Annotated in this window: 14 protein-coding genes; 8 read left to right on the forward strand and 6 right to left on the reverse strand. The window is 73.9% G+C overall.

The features are described 5' to 3' along the window. Nucleotides 1-39 precede the first annotated feature (39 nt). Both PSR1_RS04245 and PSR1_RS04250 read left to right on the forward strand, forming a co-directional pair. A complete protein-coding gene (locus PSR1_RS04245) occupies nt 40-786 on the forward strand; it encodes a bifunctional 2-polyprenyl-6-hydroxyphenol methylase/3-demethylubiquinol 3-O-methyltransferase UbiG (RefSeq protein WP_059436391.1) in 747 nt (248 codons plus the stop codon). A 358-nt stretch (nt 787-1,144) separates the two neighbouring features. Then, nucleotides 1,145-2,695, forward strand: coding sequence for a methyl-accepting chemotaxis protein (locus tag PSR1_RS04250; RefSeq protein ID WP_059436392.1), 1,551 nt, complete (start codon nt 1,145-1,147; stop codon nt 2,693-2,695). Nucleotides 2,696-2,901: 206 nt separating this feature from the next. Here the strand turns inward: PSR1_RS04250 and PSR1_RS04255 are convergent, their stop codons facing one another. Then, the gene (locus PSR1_RS04255; RefSeq protein ID WP_059436393.1) at nt 2,902-3,945 is read right to left on the reverse strand and encodes an NAD(P)-dependent alcohol dehydrogenase; all 1,044 of its coding nucleotides are present in this window, start codon (nt 3,943-3,945) and stop codon (nt 2,902-2,904) included. 184 nt (nt 3,946-4,129) lie between these two features. Here PSR1_RS04255 and PSR1_RS04260 point away from each other — a divergent pair, with 184 nt between their 5' ends. Beyond that, nucleotides 4,130-4,444 (forward strand): hypothetical protein, encoded by a 315-nt coding sequence (locus tag PSR1_RS04260; RefSeq protein ID WP_059436394.1) that lies wholly within the window; start codon nt 4,130-4,132, stop codon nt 4,442-4,444. A 15-nt stretch (nt 4,445-4,459) separates the two neighbouring features. Here the strand turns inward: PSR1_RS04260 and PSR1_RS04265 are convergent, their stop codons facing one another. From PSR1_RS04265 to PSR1_RS04285, 5 genes are all read right to left on the reverse strand, one after another. Next, nucleotides 4,460-5,482 carry an NAD-dependent epimerase/dehydratase family protein gene (locus PSR1_RS04265; RefSeq protein ID WP_059436395.1) on the reverse strand — a complete coding sequence of 341 codons (1,023 nt, stop codon included), beginning with the start codon at nt 5,480-5,482 and terminating at the stop codon, nt 4,460-4,462. Then, nucleotides 5,479-10,101 carry an AMP-binding protein gene (locus PSR1_RS04270; RefSeq protein WP_059436396.1) on the reverse strand — a complete coding sequence of 1,541 codons (4,623 nt, stop codon included), beginning with the start codon at nt 10,099-10,101 and terminating at the stop codon, nt 5,479-5,481. The genes PSR1_RS04265 and PSR1_RS04270 overlap by 4 nt, the downstream gene beginning before the upstream one ends. Before the next feature lie 3 nt (nt 10,102-10,104). Then, on the reverse strand, nt 10,105-11,718 hold the full coding sequence (locus PSR1_RS04275) for a lactate racemase domain-containing protein (protein ID WP_059436397.1): 1,614 nt from the start codon (nt 11,716-11,718) through the stop codon (nt 10,105-10,107). Nucleotides 11,719-11,724: 6 nt separating this feature from the next. Next, complete coding sequence (locus PSR1_RS04280) at nt 11,725-12,402, reverse strand: HAD family phosphatase (protein ID WP_059436398.1); 678 nt, start codon at nt 12,400-12,402, stop codon at nt 11,725-11,727. A gap of 63 nt (nt 12,403-12,465) precedes the next feature. After that, nucleotides 12,466-13,428, reverse strand: a complete 963-nt coding sequence (locus PSR1_RS04285) for an NAD(P)-dependent oxidoreductase (RefSeq protein WP_059436399.1) — start codon at nt 13,426-13,428, stop codon at nt 12,466-12,468. A 142-nt stretch (nt 13,429-13,570) separates the two neighbouring features. Here PSR1_RS04285 and PSR1_RS04290 point away from each other — a divergent pair, with 142 nt between their 5' ends. The 5 genes from PSR1_RS04290 (at nt 13,571) to PSR1_RS04310 (ending at nt 19,107) form a co-directional block, all read left to right on the forward strand. Next, on the forward strand, nt 13,571-13,990 hold the full coding sequence (locus PSR1_RS04290; protein WP_059436400.1) for a hypothetical protein: 420 nt from the start codon (nt 13,571-13,573) through the stop codon (nt 13,988-13,990). 120 nt (nt 13,991-14,110) lie between these two features. Next, nucleotides 14,111-16,114, forward strand: coding sequence for a molybdopterin oxidoreductase family protein (locus PSR1_RS04295; RefSeq protein ID WP_059436401.1), 2,004 nt, complete (start codon nt 14,111-14,113; stop codon nt 16,112-16,114). Between the two features lie 247 nt (nt 16,115-16,361). Beyond that, nucleotides 16,362-17,783, forward strand: a complete 1,422-nt coding sequence (locus tag PSR1_RS04300) for a cbb3-type cytochrome c oxidase subunit I (protein WP_059436402.1) — start codon at nt 16,362-16,364, stop codon at nt 17,781-17,783. A gap of 12 nt (nt 17,784-17,795) precedes the next feature. Beyond that, entirely contained in the window at nt 17,796-18,815 is a 1,020-nt protein-coding gene (locus PSR1_RS04305; protein ID WP_059436411.1) for a cbb3-type cytochrome c oxidase subunit II, read from the forward strand. A 10-nt stretch (nt 18,816-18,825) separates the two neighbouring features. Then, on the forward strand, nt 18,826-19,107 hold the full coding sequence (locus PSR1_RS04310; RefSeq protein WP_059436403.1) for a hypothetical protein: 282 nt from the start codon (nt 18,826-18,828) through the stop codon (nt 19,105-19,107).

Consider the following 19,107-nt stretch of genomic DNA (forward strand, 5'->3'; position numbering starts at 1 on the left):
GCAGGTGGGAGCAGCCGTCGACGGCCCCGGAGCAGACCCATGGCCGAGAACAAGTACGACGACGCCGTCGTGTTCACGAACTACAGCCGGATGCCCCGGTCCGTCGGCGGCCTGGCCGAGGCCGGCGAGTGGCCGGCGTTCCGGGCCCTGCTGCCGGAACTCCGGGGGAAGCGGGTGCTCGACCTCGGCTGCGGCTTCGGGTGGCACTGCCGCCATGCGTTGGAGCAGGGCGCGAGCGCCGTGGTCGGCGTCGACGTCTCCGAGCGGATGCTCGAGCGCGCGCGGGCGCTGGGCGCCGACGCCAGGCTCAGCTACGTGCAGGCGGCCATCGAGGACCTCGAGCTCCCGCCCGCGTCCTTCGACGTGGTGATCAGCTCGCTGGCGCTCCACTACGTGGCCGACCTGCCGAAGGTCCTCGCGCAGGTCCGCGCGTGGCTTCGCCCGGGGGGCGCGCTGGTGTTCTCGGTGGAGCATCCGATCTTCACCGCCCGCGCCGAGCAGGACTGGTGCCTGGGGCCGGACGGCGCGCGGCGCCACTGGCCGGTGGACGGCTACCAGGACGAGGGGCCGCGCACGACGACGTGGATGGGCGCGCCCGTCGTGAAGCACCACCGGACCGTCGCCACCTGGGTGGACTCGGTGCTCGAGGCCGGGTTCCGCCTGGAGCGGCTGGTCGAGCCCCAGCCGCCGCCGGAGCTCCTGGAGCTGCACCCGGACTGGAAGGACGAGCGCCGGCGCCCGATGATGCTGCTCGTGTCGGCCCGCGGGGATGCGCACGGTGAGTGAACTCGCTCGCAGGTCTTGAAGCACCCGGGCCGTCACCACCTGGGTGAGCCAGGTTCGCGGCGCCGGGCTTCGCCGGGTGCGGCTGCTCGAGCCTCGGCCGCCGCCGGAGGGATCTCGCCGCGCGGAGGGCGCTTCGTGGCGCGTCCCGAGGCCCTGTCTGCGGCAGGCGGCCGCGCCCGCGAGGAACGCAGACGTCGCCGGGTCGCCGGCGGCCGCTCACACCGGTCCCGGCGGCGCACATCGCCGGTCGCCCCCGGACGCTCCGCTCGCCGACCTGGTGCGTCGACACGCTTCCTGCATGAACGCATGCACGGGGGCCGGGTGGACCGCACGCCGAGGCTCCTCACGGGATACCGACATGCTCGCCAACCTGAAGATCCGCACCAAGCTCGCCCTCCTCGTCGTCGTGGCCTCCCTCGCGCTCCTCGCCGTCGCCTCCGCCGCGCTGGTGCAAGGGCGCGCGAGCGACGCCACCATCGGCCGCATGGCCGGGAGCGACCTCGATCTCCTGGTCGGCCTCGAGTCGATGTACTCGGCGGGCCTGCAGACCGGGCAGGCGACCCGCAACGTCCTGCTCAACCCGGCCGACGGCACCGCCAAGAAGAACTACCGGGACGCGCACGAGGCGTTCTCGAAGACCCTCGAGGACGCGCGGCAGCTCGCGCCTCCCGAGCTGAAGGCCCGGCTGCAGGACGTCGACCGCCTCTGGGCCGCGGACCACGTGCTCAAGCAGGAGGTGATGAAGCTCTCCGAGGCCGGCGACCGCGACGAGGCCGTCGCGCTCCTGGTGGGCAAGGAGACGCCGGCGTGGCGCGAGGTGAAGCAGGTCATCCTCGAGCTCCGCGACGAGCAGCGGCGCGCGTTCTCGAGGAGCGAGGAGGCTGCCCTCCGCACGACCGCCGTGGTGAGGCAGGTGGTGATCGCCACGATCGTCGCGGCCGCAGCGGTCTTCGTCCTCCTCTCCGTGGTCCTCGCGCGGAGCATCGCCGCTCCACTGCGGGAGGCCGTCCGGGTCGCGGCGGCGATCTCGCGCGGCGACCTGACGGTGACCGTCGCGGCCGATCGTCGCGACGAGGTCGGTCAGCTCCACGCGGAGCTGGGCGCCATGGCGCAGAAGCTGGCCCAGGTGATCGGCGAGGTCCGGAGCGGCGCGGAGGCGCTGGCCGGCGCCTCGCAGCAGGTCTCCGCGACGTCCCAGGCGCTCTCGCAGGGCACCGGCGAGCAGGCGAGCAGCGTGGAGGAGACGACGGCGTCGCTCGAGGAGATGAGCGCGTCGATCACCCAGAACGCGGAGAGCTCCCGGGCGACGGAGGCGGCCTCGAACGAGAGCGCCGCGAACGCGGAGGAGGGCGGGAGGTCGGTCCGGCAGACCGTCGGCGCGATGAAGGCGATCGTGGAGAAGATCTCGATCATCGAGGAGATCGCCTACCAGACGAACCTGCTCGCCCTGAACGCGGCCATCGAGGCCGCGCGGGCGGGAGAGCACGGCCGGGGGTTCGCCGTGGTGGCGACCGAGGTCCGGAAGCTCGCGGAGCGCTCGCAGAGGGCCGCCCAGGACATCGGCGGCCTGGCCGGGTCGAGCGTCGCGGCCGCCGAGCGCTCGGGCGAGCTCGTCGAGACGCTGGTGCCGGCGATCCGCAGGACCGCGGCGCTGGTCCACGAGGTGGCGGCGGCCTCCCGGGAGCAGTCCGCCGGCGTCGGGCAGGTCTCGAAGGCGATGGCGCTCGTCGATCAGGTGACGCAGCGGAACGCGTCCGCCGCCGAGGAGCTCAGCTCCACCGCCGAGGAGATGGCGTCGCAGGCGGAGGGGCTGCAGCAGCTCATCTCGTTCTTCCAGGTGAAGCGCGAGGGCGCTCGCGCCGCGGTCGCCGCGCAGCCGCCGCAGCACGTGCCAGCCTCGGGGCGGTGACTGGAGAGCCCCGGGCGCAGGGGGAGCAAGAAGTGGCTGGGGGGTTGCCTGCAACTCGCAGGGCCCCTGCGCGCCGGGAGGACGAAACCTAGTTTACTCAGCGTCCTCGCGCAAGGATTCGCACGCGCGGACGCGCGAATTGTCGTGGAGCACACGCGCGCACATCACGCCGGGTGACACGCACCCGGCGTGACGGCGGCGCACGGCTACAGCGAGGCGAGGTCGATGACGAAGCGGTACCGCACGTCGCCGCGGATCATCCGCTCGTAGGCCTCGTTGATCTTCTCGATCGGGATGACCTCCACGTCCGAGACGACCTGCTTCTCGGCGCAGAAGTCCAGCATCTCCTGCGTCTCGGCGATGCCGCCGATCAGCGAGCCGGCCAGCGTGCGGCGGCCGCCGATGAGCGAGTGCGCGTGCAGGGGGGTGCGCTCGGGCGGCACGCCCACCAGCACCATCGCCCCGTCCACCTTCACCATCCCCAGGTACCTGTCGTAGTCGTGCGGCGCCGAGATGGTGTCGAGGATGAAGTCGAAGTGGTTGTGCAGCCGGCGGAAGGTGGCGTCGTCGCGGGTCAGCGCGAAGCCGCTCGCGCCCAGGCGTCGCGCGTCGGTCTCCTTGCCCGGCGAGGTGCTGAGCATGGTGACCTCCGCGCCCATCGCCGCGGCGAGCTTCACCGCCATGTGGCCGAGGCCGCCCAGGCCGACCACGCCGACCTTCTGGCCCGGCCCCACCTTCCAGTGGCGCAGCGGCGAGTAGGTGGTGATGCCGGCGCAGAGGAGCGGCGCGGCCGCGGCGAGGTCGAGCGACGGCGAGACCTTCAGCGCGAAGTCCTCGGTCACCACCACCTGCTTCGAGTAGCCGCCGTGCGTCGGCGTCCGGCGGTCCATCTCGGTGCTGTTGTAGGTCCAGGCCGGGCCGCGCTCGCAGAACTGCTCGAGGTCGCGCCGGCACGGCTCGCAGGTGCGGCACGAGTCCACCAGGCAGCCGACGCCGGCGTGATCGCCGGGCCGGAAGCGCGTGACCTTCGCGCCGACGCGGGCGACGCGGCCGACGATCTCGTGGCCCGGCACCATCGGGAAGGTGGCCCCGCCCCACTCGTCGCGCGCCTGGTGGAGGTCCGAGTGGCAGACGCCGCAGTAGGCGACGTCGATGAGGACGTCGCGCTCGCCCACCTCGCGGCGCTCGATGGCGTGGGGGACGAGGGGCGCGCCGGCGGCCGGCGCGGCCCAGGCCTTGACCTGAGTCATGTGGTGTTGCCTCCTGTAGACGATCTCGAGGGGGACGGTTCTAGCGCCGGGCGCCCGCGCCGCAGCGAAATTCGCGCGCGGGCGCGGCGGGACGGTCGGGCTCGCCCGTCGGCGTGCGGCCGCCGGTCGCGCCGCCGGGCCGGGGAGGCTGGCCGGCGCGGGGAGGCGGCGTTAGACGACGGGGATGGCCACCGAGCTGTGCCAGTACTGCGGCGTCGATCTGGACGAGGTGCCGCCCGCGCAGGAGACCGGCTGGCTGTACGGGGTGGAGTGCAGCCGCTGCCCGGCGGATCGCCGCCGCTCGCTGGTGCTGCCCCGCCGCGAGCGCGCCACCGAGCTGACGTGCCCGGGCTGCGGCGCGCGGCTCGCGCCCGCCGAGCAGCACCCGGACGTGCTGGTGGTGAAGCAGGTGACCTACGAGATCTGCAGCGCCTGCGGCGAGCGCTGCGGGGTGGCCGCCATCCGCAAGGTGCGCGACGTGAGCGGCGGCACCATGTAGCGCCGCCGCGCGCGCTCACCGCCCGCGGAGCAGCTCGGCCACGGTCTCCGGCGCCTTGCGCGCGCGGACGTTCTTCTCCAGCCACTGCACGGTGTCGAAGAGCGTCTCCTGCGGATCGCGCGCCGAGAACCCGAGCGCCTCCTCCGCCTTGCGCGAGTCGCAGTACCAGAAGTGCTCGCCCATCTCGACCGAGGGCGCGTCGATGGGCGCCTCGGCGCCGCGCCACCCGGAGAGCTTCTCGAGCAGCCGCGCCCCGGCGACGTTCAGGCCCCCCGGCAGCGCCAGCCGCGGCGCGGGCACGCCCGAGAGCCGCTCCAGGCGGCCGAAGAAGTCGCGGAAGCTCAGGTTCGCGCCGCCGAGCAGGTACCGCTCGCCGGGCCGCCCGCGCTCGAGCGCCGCCGCGAACGCGCGCGCCGCGTCGCGGACGTCCACGAAGGAGAGGCCGCCGGTGGGCATCGCCGGGATGCGCCGCTCCAGGAACTTGAACACGACGTCGGTGGAGGAGAGGCGGGTGTCGCCCGGGCCGAGCAGGAGCGACGGGTTCAGCACCACCAGCGGGAGCCCGGTGTCGCGGTGGATCCGGAGCGCGGCCTTCTCCTGGAAGATCTTGGAGAGGTAGTAGGGCCAGCCCGCCACCGCGGCGATGGGGTAGGGGTCGGCCTCGGTGGCGACCCGCTCCTCCTTCGACACGGCGATGGTGCCGGAGGTGGAGGCGAGGACCACGCGCCGCACGCCCGCGGCGACGCAGGCCTCCAGCAGCCGGCGGGTGCCCTGCACGTGCAGCTCGTACAGGCGCGCCGGCTCGGCGGGATCGAAGTCCACCTGGCCGGCGAGGTGGAACACCGCGTCCACCCCGTCGAGCGCGGCCCGGACCGCCTCGGCGTCCTCGAGCGCGGCGCGGCGCACGTCGGCGCCGAGCGCCTCGGCCTCCGGCGCGGCCGAGCGCTGCAGCAGCCGGAGGCGGTGGCCGGCCCGGGCGAGCAGCGGGACGAGCGCGGCGCCGAGGAACCCGGTGCCGCCGGTGACGAGCAGGTTCACGCGTCCTCCGGGTGCCCGGGGCGGTGCCGCGGCGCCGGGCCGGCGCCCGGGGCGGCGGGCTCGGCGGGCTCGGCCGCGGCGGCCGGAGCGCGCGCGGCCGGCGCGGCGGACCCGGAACCGGTGCGCTCGCCCGCCGGGGCGGGCGGCGCCGCCCCGTGCTCCTCGAGCCAGGCCTGGCGAAGCCCCTTCACCGCGGCCTCCATCACCTGCGTGGCGGCCCGGTACGCGTCGCCCCGCGCCAGGCCGGCGGTCTGCGCGCGCAGGTCGTCCACGCGGATGGGCTCGCCGAAGCGGACCTCGAGGTCGGCGCGGCGCGGCAGGGCCCGGCCCGGCGGCAGCGCCTCGTGCGTGCCCGCCAGGTAGATCGGGAGCACGTCCACGTCGCACTGCAGCGCGAGGTAGCCGGCGGTCGGGTAGAACGCCCGCATCGCGCCGTCGCGGGTGCGCGTGCCCTCCGGGAAGATGAGCAGGTGGTAGCCGCGCCGCAGCGCCTCGGCCGCCGCGCGCAGGCTGGCCTTCAGCGCGCCGTCGCGCTCCATGGGGATGAGGTTGGTGAAGTTCTCGAAGTAGGCGCGCTTCAGCGCCGTGTCGAAGAAGTAGTCCTTCGCCGCCAGCGCCGCGAGGCGCTTCCCCTCGTCGCCGAGCGCCACCTTCACCAGGCCCATGTCGAGGTGGCTGGCGTGGTTCGCGACCACCAGCACGTTCCGGTCGTGGGGTACGTGCGCCGCGCCGACCACCCGCGCCCGGTAGAGGTCGCGGTAGAGCGCGCGCTGGCCGGCGGAGAGCACCCGCCGCCCCAGGCGCGCCACCGTCGCGGGCACCGGGATCTCCCCGTCGTCCTTCGCCGCGCCGGGCGCCTTCGCGGCGGTCGCCTCGCGCGCCGGGGGCCGCTCGGCGCCGCGCCGGGCCGCGCCGCCCACCGCGCGGGCCAGCTCGCCCGCCGTCTGCACCGCGTGCAGCCCCTCCAGCGCCGCCGGCGGCACGCCCGCCTCCTCCAGCGCCGCGGACAGCTCGGTGAGCATGAGCGAGTCCACCCCGAGCTCCGCCTGCAGGCGCGAGTCGGGCCCGATCTCGGCGCGCGGGCGCCGGCACACCTCGGCCAGCAGGTCGAGCACCCAGCCCTCGCCCTGCGCGTCGCGCGCCTCCTCGCGCGCGCGCCGGCCCCGGGCCGCGGCGGCCTCGAGCCGCATCAGCTCCTCGCGCACCAGCGGCCGCTTCACCTTGCGGGTGGAGGTCTTCGGGAGGTCGCCCTCGAAGACGTGCCACACCTTCACGCGCTGGGGGAACGGGAGCGAGGCGGAGACCGCGCGCACGTGCGCGTCCAGCTCGGCGCGGACCTCGGCCCGGTCGCGCTCGCCGTACTCGGGCACCACGATCATCGCGACCTTCTCGGCCGCGCCGTCGGGCAGCCCGACCACGCACAGCTCCTTCACCAGCGCGTCGTCGCGGTAGCGCTCCTCGACCTCGTCCGGGTAGACGTTCTTCCCGTTCGCGTCGATGATGACGTCCTTCTTGCGCCCGACCAGCGTGAGGTTGCCGTCGGCGTCGAGCCTGCCGAGGTCGCCGGTGCGGAGCCAGCCGTCCTCGAGCACCTGCCCGCTGAGCGCCGGGTCCACCCCCGCGCCCTGGCCGCCCGGCGCGGCGCCGCGCCAGTAGCCCAGCATCACGTTCGGCCCGCGGGCCAGCACCTCGCCCACGCCGCTCGCGTCGGGGTCGGCGATGCGCAGCTCGATCCCGGGGAGCGCCGGCCCCACGCTGCCCGCCGGCGCGTCGCCGCCGGGCTTCGAGACCGCCAGCACCGGCGCGGCCTCGGTGAGGCCGTAGCCCTCGTACATGTCGAAGCCGAGCGCGCGGAACGCGTCCTGGACCTGCGGGTCGAGCGCCGAGCCGCCGGACACGAGCAGCCGCAGGCGCCCGCCGAAGCGGCGGTGCACCGGCCAGAACAGCGCCTTGCCCAGGTTCCACGCGAGCGCCGAGTCGCGCAGCGCCGCGTTGCCCTTCATGAGCCCGCGGAACGCCTGCTCCACCACGCCCGGCTTCGCGGCCAGCTCCTGGGTGATGCGCCGGTGCAGGAGCGCCCACAGCGCCGGCACGCCGATCATGGCGGTGACGCGGCCCGAGCCGAGCGCGTCGCCGATCCGGTCGGCGGTGAGCTCGTCGAGGTACTCCACCTCGGCGCCGCGCGAGAGCGGCACGAGCAGGCCGCAGGTGAACTCGAAGGTGTGGTGCAGCGGGAGCACCGACAGCATGCCGTCGCCGGGGCCGAGGTCGAACACCGTGACCAGCTTCGCGACCAGCGAGGCGAAGTTGCGGTGCGAGAGCATCACGCCCTTGGGCGTGCCGGTCGTGCCGCTCGTGAAGATGAGCGAGGCGAGGTCGTCCGGCGACAGGCGGATCGACGGCACCGCGGGGCCGCCGCGCAGCGCCTCGCCGAGCGCGACCACCCGCGCCTCGGGCACCGCCGCGGCGGCGAGCGCGCCGAGGCCGGGCAGCGCGTCGGCGGCGTCGTCGGAGAGGAGCGCGAGCCGGGCGCCGGCGCTCCGCCAGAGGTTGGCCAGCTCCGGCTCGGACAGCTTCGGGTCCACCGGCACCGCCGCGGCGCCGGCCCGCAGGATGCCGAAGTAGGCCACCGCCCACTCCGGCCGGTTCTCGCTCGCGAGCAGGACCCGGTCGCCCTTCGCCACGCCGGCCGCGGCCAGGAACGCGGCCACGCGGCCGGAGAGCGCGTGCAGCTCGCCGTACGTGAGGCGGTCCTTGGCGGCGCCCTCCAGGCGCAGCGCGGTGCGGTCGCGCCAGCGCTCGCAGGCGGAGTCGAGCAGCTCGAGCAGGTCGCGGTGCGCCTTGGGCGCGTGGACCCGCTTCTCGGCCTCCTCCTCCAGGCCGGGGAACACCCACTCCTCCATGCCCTTCAGGTGGACGTCGAGCCAGTAGGCGCGCCAGTCGAGCGCCTCGGGGTCCCACGGGATGCGCGCGCGGTCGGCGGGCGAGAGCCGCGCGCGCAGCTCGCGCATGCCCGCGCAGCGGAACACGTAGCGGTTGTCCCAGGTGAAGGGCAGGTACATCGCCCAGATGGCCTCGGTCTTCTCGAGCTGGCTGGTCAGCTCGTCGAGCGCCTCGCCCGCCCGGTGCGCCAGCGCGGACAGCCGCGGCGCGCCCCAGGACGGCGCCCGCTCGCGGAGCAGCTTGCCGGCGCCGCGCGCCAGCGCCGCCAGCGCGGGCGCGGAGAACGCCTCGTACTGGGCGCGGGTCACCGGGTACGGCTCGATGCGCGAGAGCAGCCGGTTCCAGGTGCGGTTGCCCTCCTCGCGCTCGCGGTAGAAGCGCCGCCGGTACAGCGCGGTCAGCTCCACCGCGCGCCGGGCCCAGAGCGGGTTCACGTCGCCGGAGGCGAGGTGGTACACGCGGCCGGGCGCGGCGCCCGGGGTGCCGCGGCGCTCCTGCAGCTCGGCCGCGGCCGCGACGATCCCGGCGCAGACCAGGTCCACCGGGACGACGTCCAGGATGGCCTTCTCGGCGGCGGGGAAGGAGCGGTGCCCCTTCAGCCCCATGAACGCGAGCGGTGCGCTGGTGGTGAACCCCTCGTTCCAGCCCGGGAACGGGTAGCGGAGCGCGCTCTCCACGATGGAGGGGCGCACGATCGCGTACGGCACGCCCGCCGCGGCGATGGCCTGCTCGCCGAGCGACTTCGTGTACGTGTACGTGTTGGGCCAGCCCCAGTGCAGCGCGCGGGTCCGGCCGATCTCGACGAGCTGCTGCGAGACCCAGAGCCGCTTCTCGCGCCCGACGGCGAGCCGCAGCGCCTTCTCGTCGGCGGCGGCGCGCCCCTCCTCGCGGAGCCGGTCCAGCGCGCGCTCGCGGAACTCCGACTGGCGCACCCGGTCGTCGGCCAGCGCGCGGACCTCGGCGATGCGCCGGGCCGCGTCGGCGAGCTCGGTCTCGAGCGAGAAGTCGGCGCCGTCCAGCGCGGCGGCGCGCGGGCGGCCCTCCACGCCCTCGCGCCGGGGGAAGTAGCCGGCGATCTCCTCGTCCTCGAACACCACCCCGTCGCGGTTGCCGGCCACGAAGCAGGTCGAGACGTGCACCAGGCCGGCGCCGGTGCGGCGGCTCAGCTCCGCCGCGTGGCGCGCGCCGTCCACGTTGACGCCGAGCGCGAGCTCCAGGGACGCGTCGAAGTCCACCAGCCCGGCGGAGTTGATCACCAGGTCGAGCCCGTCGAGCCGGGCCAGGTCGGCCTCCGACAGCCCGAGCAGCGGGTCCGACACGTCGCCCGCGAGCGGCACGCACTTGTCGCGCAGGAACGCGTCGAAGCCGGCGCCGTGGCGGGCGCGGAGCGGGTCGAACGGCCGGCTCGGCGCCACCTTGCCGAAGAAGCGGCCCTCGGCGGTGCCGCCCGCGCCCGGGCGGACCAGCACGAACACGCGCCCGACCTCGGGGTAGCGGTCGAGCAGCATCGACAGCGCCACCTTGCCCACGAAGCCGGTGGCGCCGGTGACGAGCACCCGGCGCCCGGCCAGCAGCGCCGCCACGTCGAGCGCGGGGGGGCCGGCCGGCGCGCCGCCGGGAAGGGCCGGGTGCGGGTGGCCGTGGGGGCCGCGCGTCCTCTTGCCGTGGCCGCTCATCGCTCAGCCCAGGTTCTGCGTCATGACGATGGGCGGGTGGTGCATCATGGTGACCTGGGCGCCGCGGCCGTGCTCGGAGCGGGCCATGTCGATGGCCTCGGAGAGCGTCTCGGCGGTGTCCCAGCCCATCAGCCGCGGCACCTGCGCGTTGTCCGCGCCCACCGCGATGATGCGGCCCATGTGCTGGCGCCCGTTCTCGCCCCAGTACCACATGAAGAACGGGTGGGCCCCGTGGTACGCGTGGCCGGTCCGGTACAGGTGGACGTAGGTCGGGTTCTCGGCGAACTCGCGCTCGTACTTCGCCTCGAGCACCTTCGCGTCGCGGGTCTCGGGCAGCAGCCGGTGGAAGAACTCGATGTAGCTCGGGTGCGCCACCGGGTCGAACACGTCGGAGCAGGGGTGCGCGAGGATGAGCGTGCCGCCCGGCTTGAGCAGCGGCTTGCCGCGGTAGAAGTTGAAGAAGTACCCGCAGGCCATCACCTGGACCAGCAGCGGGTTCAGGATGGAGTTCACGTTGTACGGGGAGACGAACGGGATCCCGTACACCAGCACGTCGGCCTGGTAGTCCACGTCCACCGCGTACTGGGCCCAGCTCGCCTTCAGGATCTTCGCGTGCGTGGGCTCGGTGACGCCGGCCGCCACCGCGATGATGTCGTAGGCCGCGGGCACCGCCTGGAAGATCTTCCGCTTCGCCGCGGCGGGCAGCCCCTTCAGCGCGGCGCGCAGCGCGGCGAGCTTCAGCCGGTCGGTCTCGCCGTACGCCTCCTCGCGCTTCATGAGGAAGTCCATCGGCCCGTCGAACATGCGGTTGTTGACGGTGGTCTCGATGTGGAAGACCTTCAGCGACCGGTCGATGTAGCGCCCGATGCGGTCCACCGAGCGGTGCATCTCGGAGCGCTCGGGGTCCATGTACGAGTGGCTCTTGCGGATGTGGTGCGGCGTGTGGTGCGCCTTCACGCCCTCGTAGTTCGTGAGCCCGGTGCCGACCGACTTGTGCCCGCCGTCCATGGGCACGAAGTTCACGTTCACGTAGATGAGCAGGTCGGACTCGGCGGCGCGCCGGTTGATGATGACCTTCTCGCCGTGCTCGGTTGTGCCGAGCGTCACCAGGCCGTCGGGGTCCTCGGCGTCGTGGTTGTAGTAGCGGTCCGGGTAGAACGCGTCGAAGATCTCCGCGCCCACCATCCGCTTCATCTCCGCCTCGGTCATGTGGCGGTGCAGCGCCACCGCGACGACGAGGTGCACGTCGTCCACGCCGGACTCCGCCAGCAGCGGCAGGATCACCTCCAGCACCTGCTGGCGCACGTCGGGCGTGCGCATGGGCGGCAGCGGCAGCGAGATGTCGTCGAGCGCGATGGTGACCTTCATGCCGGGGCGCAGCATCGCGTGGAGCGGCTCGCACCCCTCCGGCCGGTTGATGGCGCTCCGGATGGCCGCCTTCACGTTGGGCAGCCCCTCCACCGGCGGCTTCGGGTAGATCACCCGCGTCCCGACCGGCAGGTCCTCCACCAGCAGGTCCTCGCCGGAGAAGAGCACGCGCGGCGGCGAGTCCCGGTCGATGGTGACGATCTGCTCGGTCGCCTCGTAGAAGCGGGAGAGGCTCCGGGGCTCGCGCATGGTGTCTCAACCCTCCGTGGTGCGCAGGACGGGCCACTCGTAGGCCCGGGCCACGCGGGCGAGCCGCGCGTCCGGGTTGACCGCCGCGGGGTGGCCCACCACCGCGAGCATGGGGTAGTCGGAGAAGGAGTCCGAGTACGCGAAGCTCTTCTCGAGCGCCACGCCGTTCCGCACGCACCAGTCGCGGATCACGAGCGCCTTGTGCGCGCCCTCGATGATGGGCGGAATGACACGCCCGGTGGCGACCCCCTGCACGAAGCGCATCCGGTTGGCGATGAGGTCGTCGGCGCCGAGGTGGTCGGCCAGGCGCCGCACCGTGAAGTCGAGCGCGCCGGTGACGAACACCACCCGGCAGCCGGCGCGGCGCGCCTCGTCCACCAGGCGCCGCGAGCCGGGGTGCACCGCCGGCTCCAGCACGTCCTCGAACAGCTCGGCCGCGAGCGTCTCCAGCCGGTCCTCGCTCTGGCCGCGGTAGTACCCGTAGAACAGCTCGTTGAACGCCTTCCGGTTCACCCGGTCCGCGGCCATGAAGAGGGGCACGGAGAGGAGGGTGCGGGCGGTCTGCCAGGCGGTGCCGAGGATCGTCCCCTGGTTCATCGCGTAGAACGCGAACGCGTGCACGATGTTCGTGCGCACGAGCGTTCCGTCGATGTCGAAGAACGCAGCCTTGCCGGGATCCGCCATGACCCGCGAGGCATACGCAATGGACGACCCGGTTGGCAAGGGCGTAGCGGGGGCTGCGAAGGCCTACAGCCACCCGGCGGCGCGGTACCAGGCGGCCGCCCGGGCCATCGACGCGGCGAGTGAAGTCGTCGCCTCGAAGCCGAGCCGCTCGCGCGCCTTCGACGCGTCGCACACCCAGCCCGGCGCGAGCACCTGCGCGACCAGCTTCGAGCCGACCGGCAGCCGCCGCCCCAGCGCGCGGCCCACCGCGTCACCGGCGCGCCCGGCCCCGCGCAGCAGCGCCTCGGGGACCGGCAGGCGGCGCGCCCGCACGCCGAGCGCCCGCGCCGCCTCCTCCATCAGCCCTCGCGCGGTGACCGGCTCCGGCGCCGCCAGGAAGAACGCCTCCCCGCGCGCCGCGTCGCGATCGGCGAGCAGCAGCAGCCCGCGGGCGCAGTCGTCCACGTCGATCCAGGACAGCGGGCGGTCGCCCAGGTCGAGCGCGAGCCGGGCCCGGGCGATCCGGAAGAAGAGCAGGTTCTCGCGGTCGCCGGGGCCCATGATGCGGGGCGGCCGCGCGATGGCCACCGGGACCTGCGCCGCGAAGGCCAGCGCCTCGCGCTCCGCCTCGGCCTTGGACGCACCGTACGGCTCGACCGGCGCGAGCGGCGCGTCCTCGCGGATCGGCTCCCGCGACGGCGCGCAGGCGGCGCGCGAGCCGGCCAGCACGAAGCGCCGGAGCCCGGGCGCGCGCTCCACGCACGCCTCCAGCGCGAGCCGCGTCGAGCCGGCGTTCACCCGCAGGAACTCCGCCGGGTCCGCGGCGCGCCGCACGCCCGCGAGGTGGAACACGAGCTCCTGCCCGGCCACCGCGGCGCGGAGCGCCCGCGGGTCGGTGACGTCGCCGACCATCACCTCGGCGCCGGCCGCGGCGAGCGCCTCCGACGGGCGGCGGACCAGCGCGCGCACGCGGTCGCCCCGGGCGGCCAGCGCGCGCACCAGCGCCATGCCGAGGAAGCCGCCGGCGCCGGTGACGAGGGCTCGCATGGACGCCCGGATGTGAACCACGCGACCCGGCGCCCGTCAACCCGGCCGAGGGGCGGCGCCACCCCCTTGTCCCCCGGCGGTCGCGCGCCCCAGCTTGATTCGAACCCGGACGGGAGGTCCGTCGGGAAAGGGGGGAGGGGCGATGAGATACCTGAGGGCGCTGGTGGCGGTGGTGGCGCTGGCGGTGGGGGTCCAGGCCGCCCGGGCGGACGACGACGTGTACGTGCGACGGCACGCCAACCCGGTGGGCACGGTCGCGCGCGACACGATCGCGGGCGGCGTGGCCGGCTCCGCGGTGGCGGGCGGGATCATCCTCTACAACATGGGGATCCAGGACCACTCGAACTACGACTGGGGTCGCACGCTGGCCTGGGGCGCGCTGATCGGCGCCGGCGTCGGCCTGCTGTGGGGCGTCGTGGACGTGGCCACCGCGCCGGACTACGCGATGCGGACCGCGGTGGCGCGGGCGCCGGTGCGCGACGGCCAGTCGTTCACCATGGACCTGCGCCGGCGGGACCAGTCGAGGCAGGAGACGTTCGGGCTGGTGGCCGGCAGGTTCTGAGCCGTCGCCGTCGGGCGCGGGGGCGGCAGGGCAGGCGCCCCCGCGCCCGACGCGCGATCCGCCGCCCGGCCGCACGACGGGTCGCGCCGCCGGCGGCGCTCGATTATCCTCGCGCGCGCCATGCCCACGCTCGCGCGCTCCGTCTGCCCGTTCGACTGCCCCGACGCCTGCGGCCTGCTCGTCGAGGTCGAGGACGGGCGCGCCGCGAAGGTCCGGGGCGACCCGGAGCACCCGTACTCGCAGGGCACCCTGTGCCCGAAGATGAACGGCTACGACCGGACGGTGCACTCGCCCGACCGGCTCACCCATCCTCTGATCCGGACCGGCCCGAAGGGCGCCGGGGCGTTCCGGCGCGCGACCTGGGACGAGGCGGTCGCGCTCGTCGCCGGGCGCTGGAAGGAGATCCTGGCCGCCGAGGGCGGCGAGGCGATCCTGCCGTACTCCTACGCGGGCTCGATGGGCCTGGTGCAGCGGAACGCCGGCTTCCCGTTCTTCCACCGCCTGGGCGCGTCGCGGCTGGCCCGCACCATCTGCACGCCGGCCCAGGACGCCGGCTGGACCTCGGTGATGGGCGCCACCCCGGGCCCGGACCCGGACACGGTGCTCGGCTCGGACCTGGTGGTGCTCTGGGGCATCAACGCGGTCGCGACCAGCATCCACTTCGCCCAGCGGGCCCGGGAGGCGCGGCGGCGCGGCGCGCGGGTGCTGCTGGTGGACACCTACCGGAACGACACCGCCGCCCTCGCGGACGAGGTGATCCTGGTCCGGCCCGGCTCGGACGGCATGCTCGCGCTCGGCCTGGTCCACGTGCTCGCGCGCGAGGGGCTGGCGGACGAGGCGTTCCTGGCGAGCGAGACGGTCGGGTGGCCGGAGCTGAAGGCGGTCGCGCTCGCGGAGTGCCCGCCGGACGCGGTCGCGGCCGCGACCGGGCTCGCGCCCGAGGCCATCGTGGCGCTGGCGCGGACGCTGGCGCGGGCGCGCGCGCCGTTCTTCCGCATCGGCGGCGGCCCCTCGCGCTACGGCAACGGCGCCATGACCGTCCGCAGCGTGGTCGCGCTCGCGGCGGTGCTGGGCGCGTTCGGCCGCGCGGGCGGCGGCTGCCTCACCTCCACCGCCTCGTCGCAGGCGTTCGACCTCTCGCCGGTGCGCCGCGAGGACCTGCTCCCGCGGCCGGTGCGCGAGGTGAACATGAACCGCCTGGGCTGGGCGCTGAACGAGCTGCGCGACCCGCCCATCCGCTCGATGTACGTGTGGTGCTCGAACCCGGCCGCGGTCGCGCCCGACCAGAACGCGGTGCTGCGCGGGCTCTCGCGCGAGGACCTGTTCCTGGTGGTGCACGAGCGCTTCCTCACCGACACGGCGCGCCACGCGGACGTGGTGCTGCCGGCGACCACCTCGCTCGAGCACCTCGACGTCTACCGCTCCTACGGGCACTACTCGATCCAGCGCGCCGCCGCCGCGATCCCGCCGGTCGGCGAGGCGAAGCCGAACTGGGAGGTCTTCCAGCTCCTCGCCGCGGCCATGGGCTTCGACGAGCCGGTGTTCCGGACCAGCGCCGCGGAGATGGCGGACCAGCTGCTCGCGCAGCGGTCGGCGTGGTGGGACGCGGTGGACGGCTCGCGGCTGGCGGAGGGGAAGGCGGTCCGCATCGCGCCGCCGCCGGGGCCGCGCTGGCGCACCGCCTCCGGCCGGATCGAGCTCGCGAACCCCGCGCTCCGCGAGCCGGTGCCGCGGCCGCGCCCGCCGCACGCGGACGGCGATCCGCTGCCGCTGAAGCTCGTCACCGCGCCCGCGCTCTACACGCTCAACTCCACGTTCCAGGAGCGGCCCGAGCTGCGCGCCAAGGCGGGCGGGATGCTGCTGAAGCTCGCCCCCTCGGAGGCCGCCGCGCGCGGGCTCTCCGACGGGCAGGGGGTGGTGGCCTGGAACGGCCTCGGCGAGGCGGCGTTCGTGCTGCGCGTCGAGGACGGCGTGCCCCCCGGCGTCGCGGTGGCCGAGGGGGTGTTCTGGCTCGCGCACGCCCCGGGCGCACGGAACGTGAACGCGCTCACCTCGCAGCGGCTCACCGACGAGGCGGGCGGCTCCACCTTCTACGACAACCGCGTGGACGTCCGGGCGGCCTAGGCCGCCCGGGGCCTCGACCCCGTCCCGAACCGCTCCGCCGCGCGCCGGCTCTCGCCCGGACGGGCGAGCCGCGCGCCGGACCGGGAACGTGCGGGGGCGAGACCTTGGGCCGCGGATGTTCTCGCGGGCCTTTGTGGTTTCATGAGCGGCACCAGGAAGGGTAGCTGCTCCCCATTTTTGCCGATCGGACGCCCTCTCCTGTATCTTGCGCGCGATCATTTCCCGTTTCTCGGGAAGGAATGGGCACATGAACGACTATCGGTACGACTACCAGACCGTCCAGGGGTTCATCCTCTCGGCGATGTTCTGGGGCGTCGTCGGGATCCTGCTCGGGCTCCTCATCAGCGTGCAGCTGTGGGCGCCGGCCGCGAACTTCGCGCCGTACCTGACCTACGGCAGGCTGCGCCCGGTGCACACCAACGGCCTGATCTTCGGCCTGGGCGCGGGCGCCATCTTCGGCCTCTTCTATTACATCACCATGCGGCTCTGTAAGCGGCCGCTGCTGTTCCCGCGCCTCGCGCGCGTGCAGCTCTGGCTGTTCAACGCCGGCATCGTCGCCGCGGCGGTCTCGCTGCTGCTCGGCCAGACCCAGTCGCTCGAGTACGCCGAGCTGGAGTGGCCGCTCGACCTCGCCATCGTGGTGCTGTGGGTGATGCTGGCGGTGAACGTCTTCGGGACGATCCTGAAGCGGCGCGAGGAGCAGATGTACGTGTCGCTCTGGTACATCGTGGCGACCGTCATCACCATCGCCATCCTCTACATCGTCAACAACCTCGCGGTGCCGGTGAGCCTGGGCAAGAGCTACCCGCTGTTCGCCGGGGTGAACTCCGCCAACGTGCAGTGGTGGTACGGGCACAACGCGGTCGGCTTCCTGCTCACCACGCCGATCCTGGCGATGTTCTACTACTTCCTCCCGAAGTCCACCGGGCTGCCCATCTACAGCCACCGGCTCTCGATCGTCGCGTTCTGGTCGCTGATCTTCGCGTACCTGTGGACCGGCGCGCACCACCTCGTCTACACGCCGCTGCCGGACTGGATCCAGACGCTCGCCATCGTGTTCACGATGTTCCTCATCGCGCCGTCGTGGGGCTCGGTGGTGAACGGCTACTACACGGTGGGCCAGGACTGGACCACGATGCGGTCCAACTACCTCACCAAGTTCTTCATCCTCGGCATCACCTTCTACGGCCTGCAGACGGTGCAGGGGCCGACGCAGGGCCTCCGCGTCGTGTCGCAGCTCATCCACTTCACCGACTGGGTCCCCGGCCACGTGCACATGGGCACGATGGGCTGGGTGACCATGATCATCTGCGCGTCCATCTACTACGTGGTGCCGCGCATCAACGGGACCGAGCTGTACTCGGAGAAGCTCGCCAACGTGCACTTCTGGCTGGTGCTGGTGGGCCAGCTCCTGTTCTCGATCACGATGTGGATCACCGGCATCCGGCAGGGCTGGATGTGGAAGGCCACCGACGAGGCCGGCAAGCTCAAGTACACGTTCATGGACGGGGTGATCGGGAACTATCCGTACTGGCACACGCGCACGCTGGCCGGGATCATCTTCGCCGCGGGCATGGTGGTGTTCGTCTACAACGTGCTCATGACCATCCGGAAGGGGAAGGCCGCGCAGGCGGCGGCCGGCTCGGCCCCGACCACGGTGGCGGCGTAGGAGGGGATGACCATGAGTGAATCCAGCATCTACCGCAAGCCGGTGGCGTTCGCGGTGCTCGCGACCGTGGTGGTCCTCGCCGGCACCATCGTCACCATGGCGTACCCGATGCTCCGCCCCGAGCTGCACCCGAAGGTCGAGGGGCTGAAGCCGCTCTCGCCGCTGGAGCTGGCGGGGCGCGACGTCTACCAGCGCGAGGGCTGCGTGAACTGCCACACGCAGACGGTCCGCCCGCTCAAGAGCGAGGTGGTCCGCTACAAGGGCAACCGCGCGCCGGAGCCGTCCGGCCAGTACTCGCTGGCCGGCGAGTTCGCCTACGACCACCCGTTCCTGTGGGGCTCGAAGCGCACCGGCCCGGACCTCGCGTTCGAGGGCTGGATCAAGCCCTCCAAGGACTGGCACTACGCGCACTTCGAGGACCCGCAGAAGGTGGTGCCGCGCTCCAACATGCCGAAGTACGCGTTCCTGCGCGGCAACGCGCTCGAGGCCGCGAAGGTCCAGGCCAGCATGCGCGGGCTGCGCACGCTGGGCGTGCCGTACGGCGACGCCGACCTCGCGGCGGTGCCCGCCGCGGTCGAGGGCAAGACCGAGATGGACGCGCTGGTCGCGTACACCGTCTCGCTCGGCAAGGCGGTGAACCGCGCCGCCGCCGGCGGCGGCGACGTGGACCTCGAGGCGCCGAACCCGTTCGCCACCGACGTGGCCGCGATCGCGAAGGGCAAGACGCTGTTCGACGCGAACGCCTGCTCCGCCTGCCACGGGGACGAGGCGCAGGGCCAGGAGGGCGTGGCCCCGAACCTCATCGACGACCAGTTCCTGGGCGCCTCGCCCGACCTGCCCGACGCGGCGTACTTCGCCATGATCAAGGGCGGCAGCGACGCGAAGAAGGCGCTCGGGCGCCCCGGCGTGCCGGACGGCGGCATGGCGGCGTTCGGCGGCGACCTGTCCGACGACGACATCTGGGCGATCGTCGCGTGGCTCCGGAACCAGAAGGCGCACGAGGCGGCCGAGGGCCACCCGGGCGGCCACTAGGAGACCCACCATGTCCGAAGAGCTCGACGACCTGACGAAGTTCGAGGCGAAGGACACGTCCCACCACCTGCCGGTGGGCTGGCTGGCGCTGTTCTGGGGCCTGATCGTCTGGGGCGCCTACTACTACTGGGCGTACTCCCCGGCCCTGGGCGGCTGGTCGCAGGCGAAGGACCTGGAGACCGGCGGCGCCAGCTCCGGCGCCAACCTGCTCTGGACCATCGCGTTCACCGCCATCCCCGCGCTGGTGGCGATCTGGATGGGCCTCACCCAGAAGAAGAGGAAGGCGCGGTAG

Origin of the sequence: Anaeromyxobacter sp. PSR-1 (genome assembly GCF_000964525.1) — a bacterium.
In the GTDB taxonomy this organism is placed as follows: domain Bacteria; phylum Myxococcota; class Myxococcia; order Myxococcales; family Anaeromyxobacteraceae; genus Anaeromyxobacter.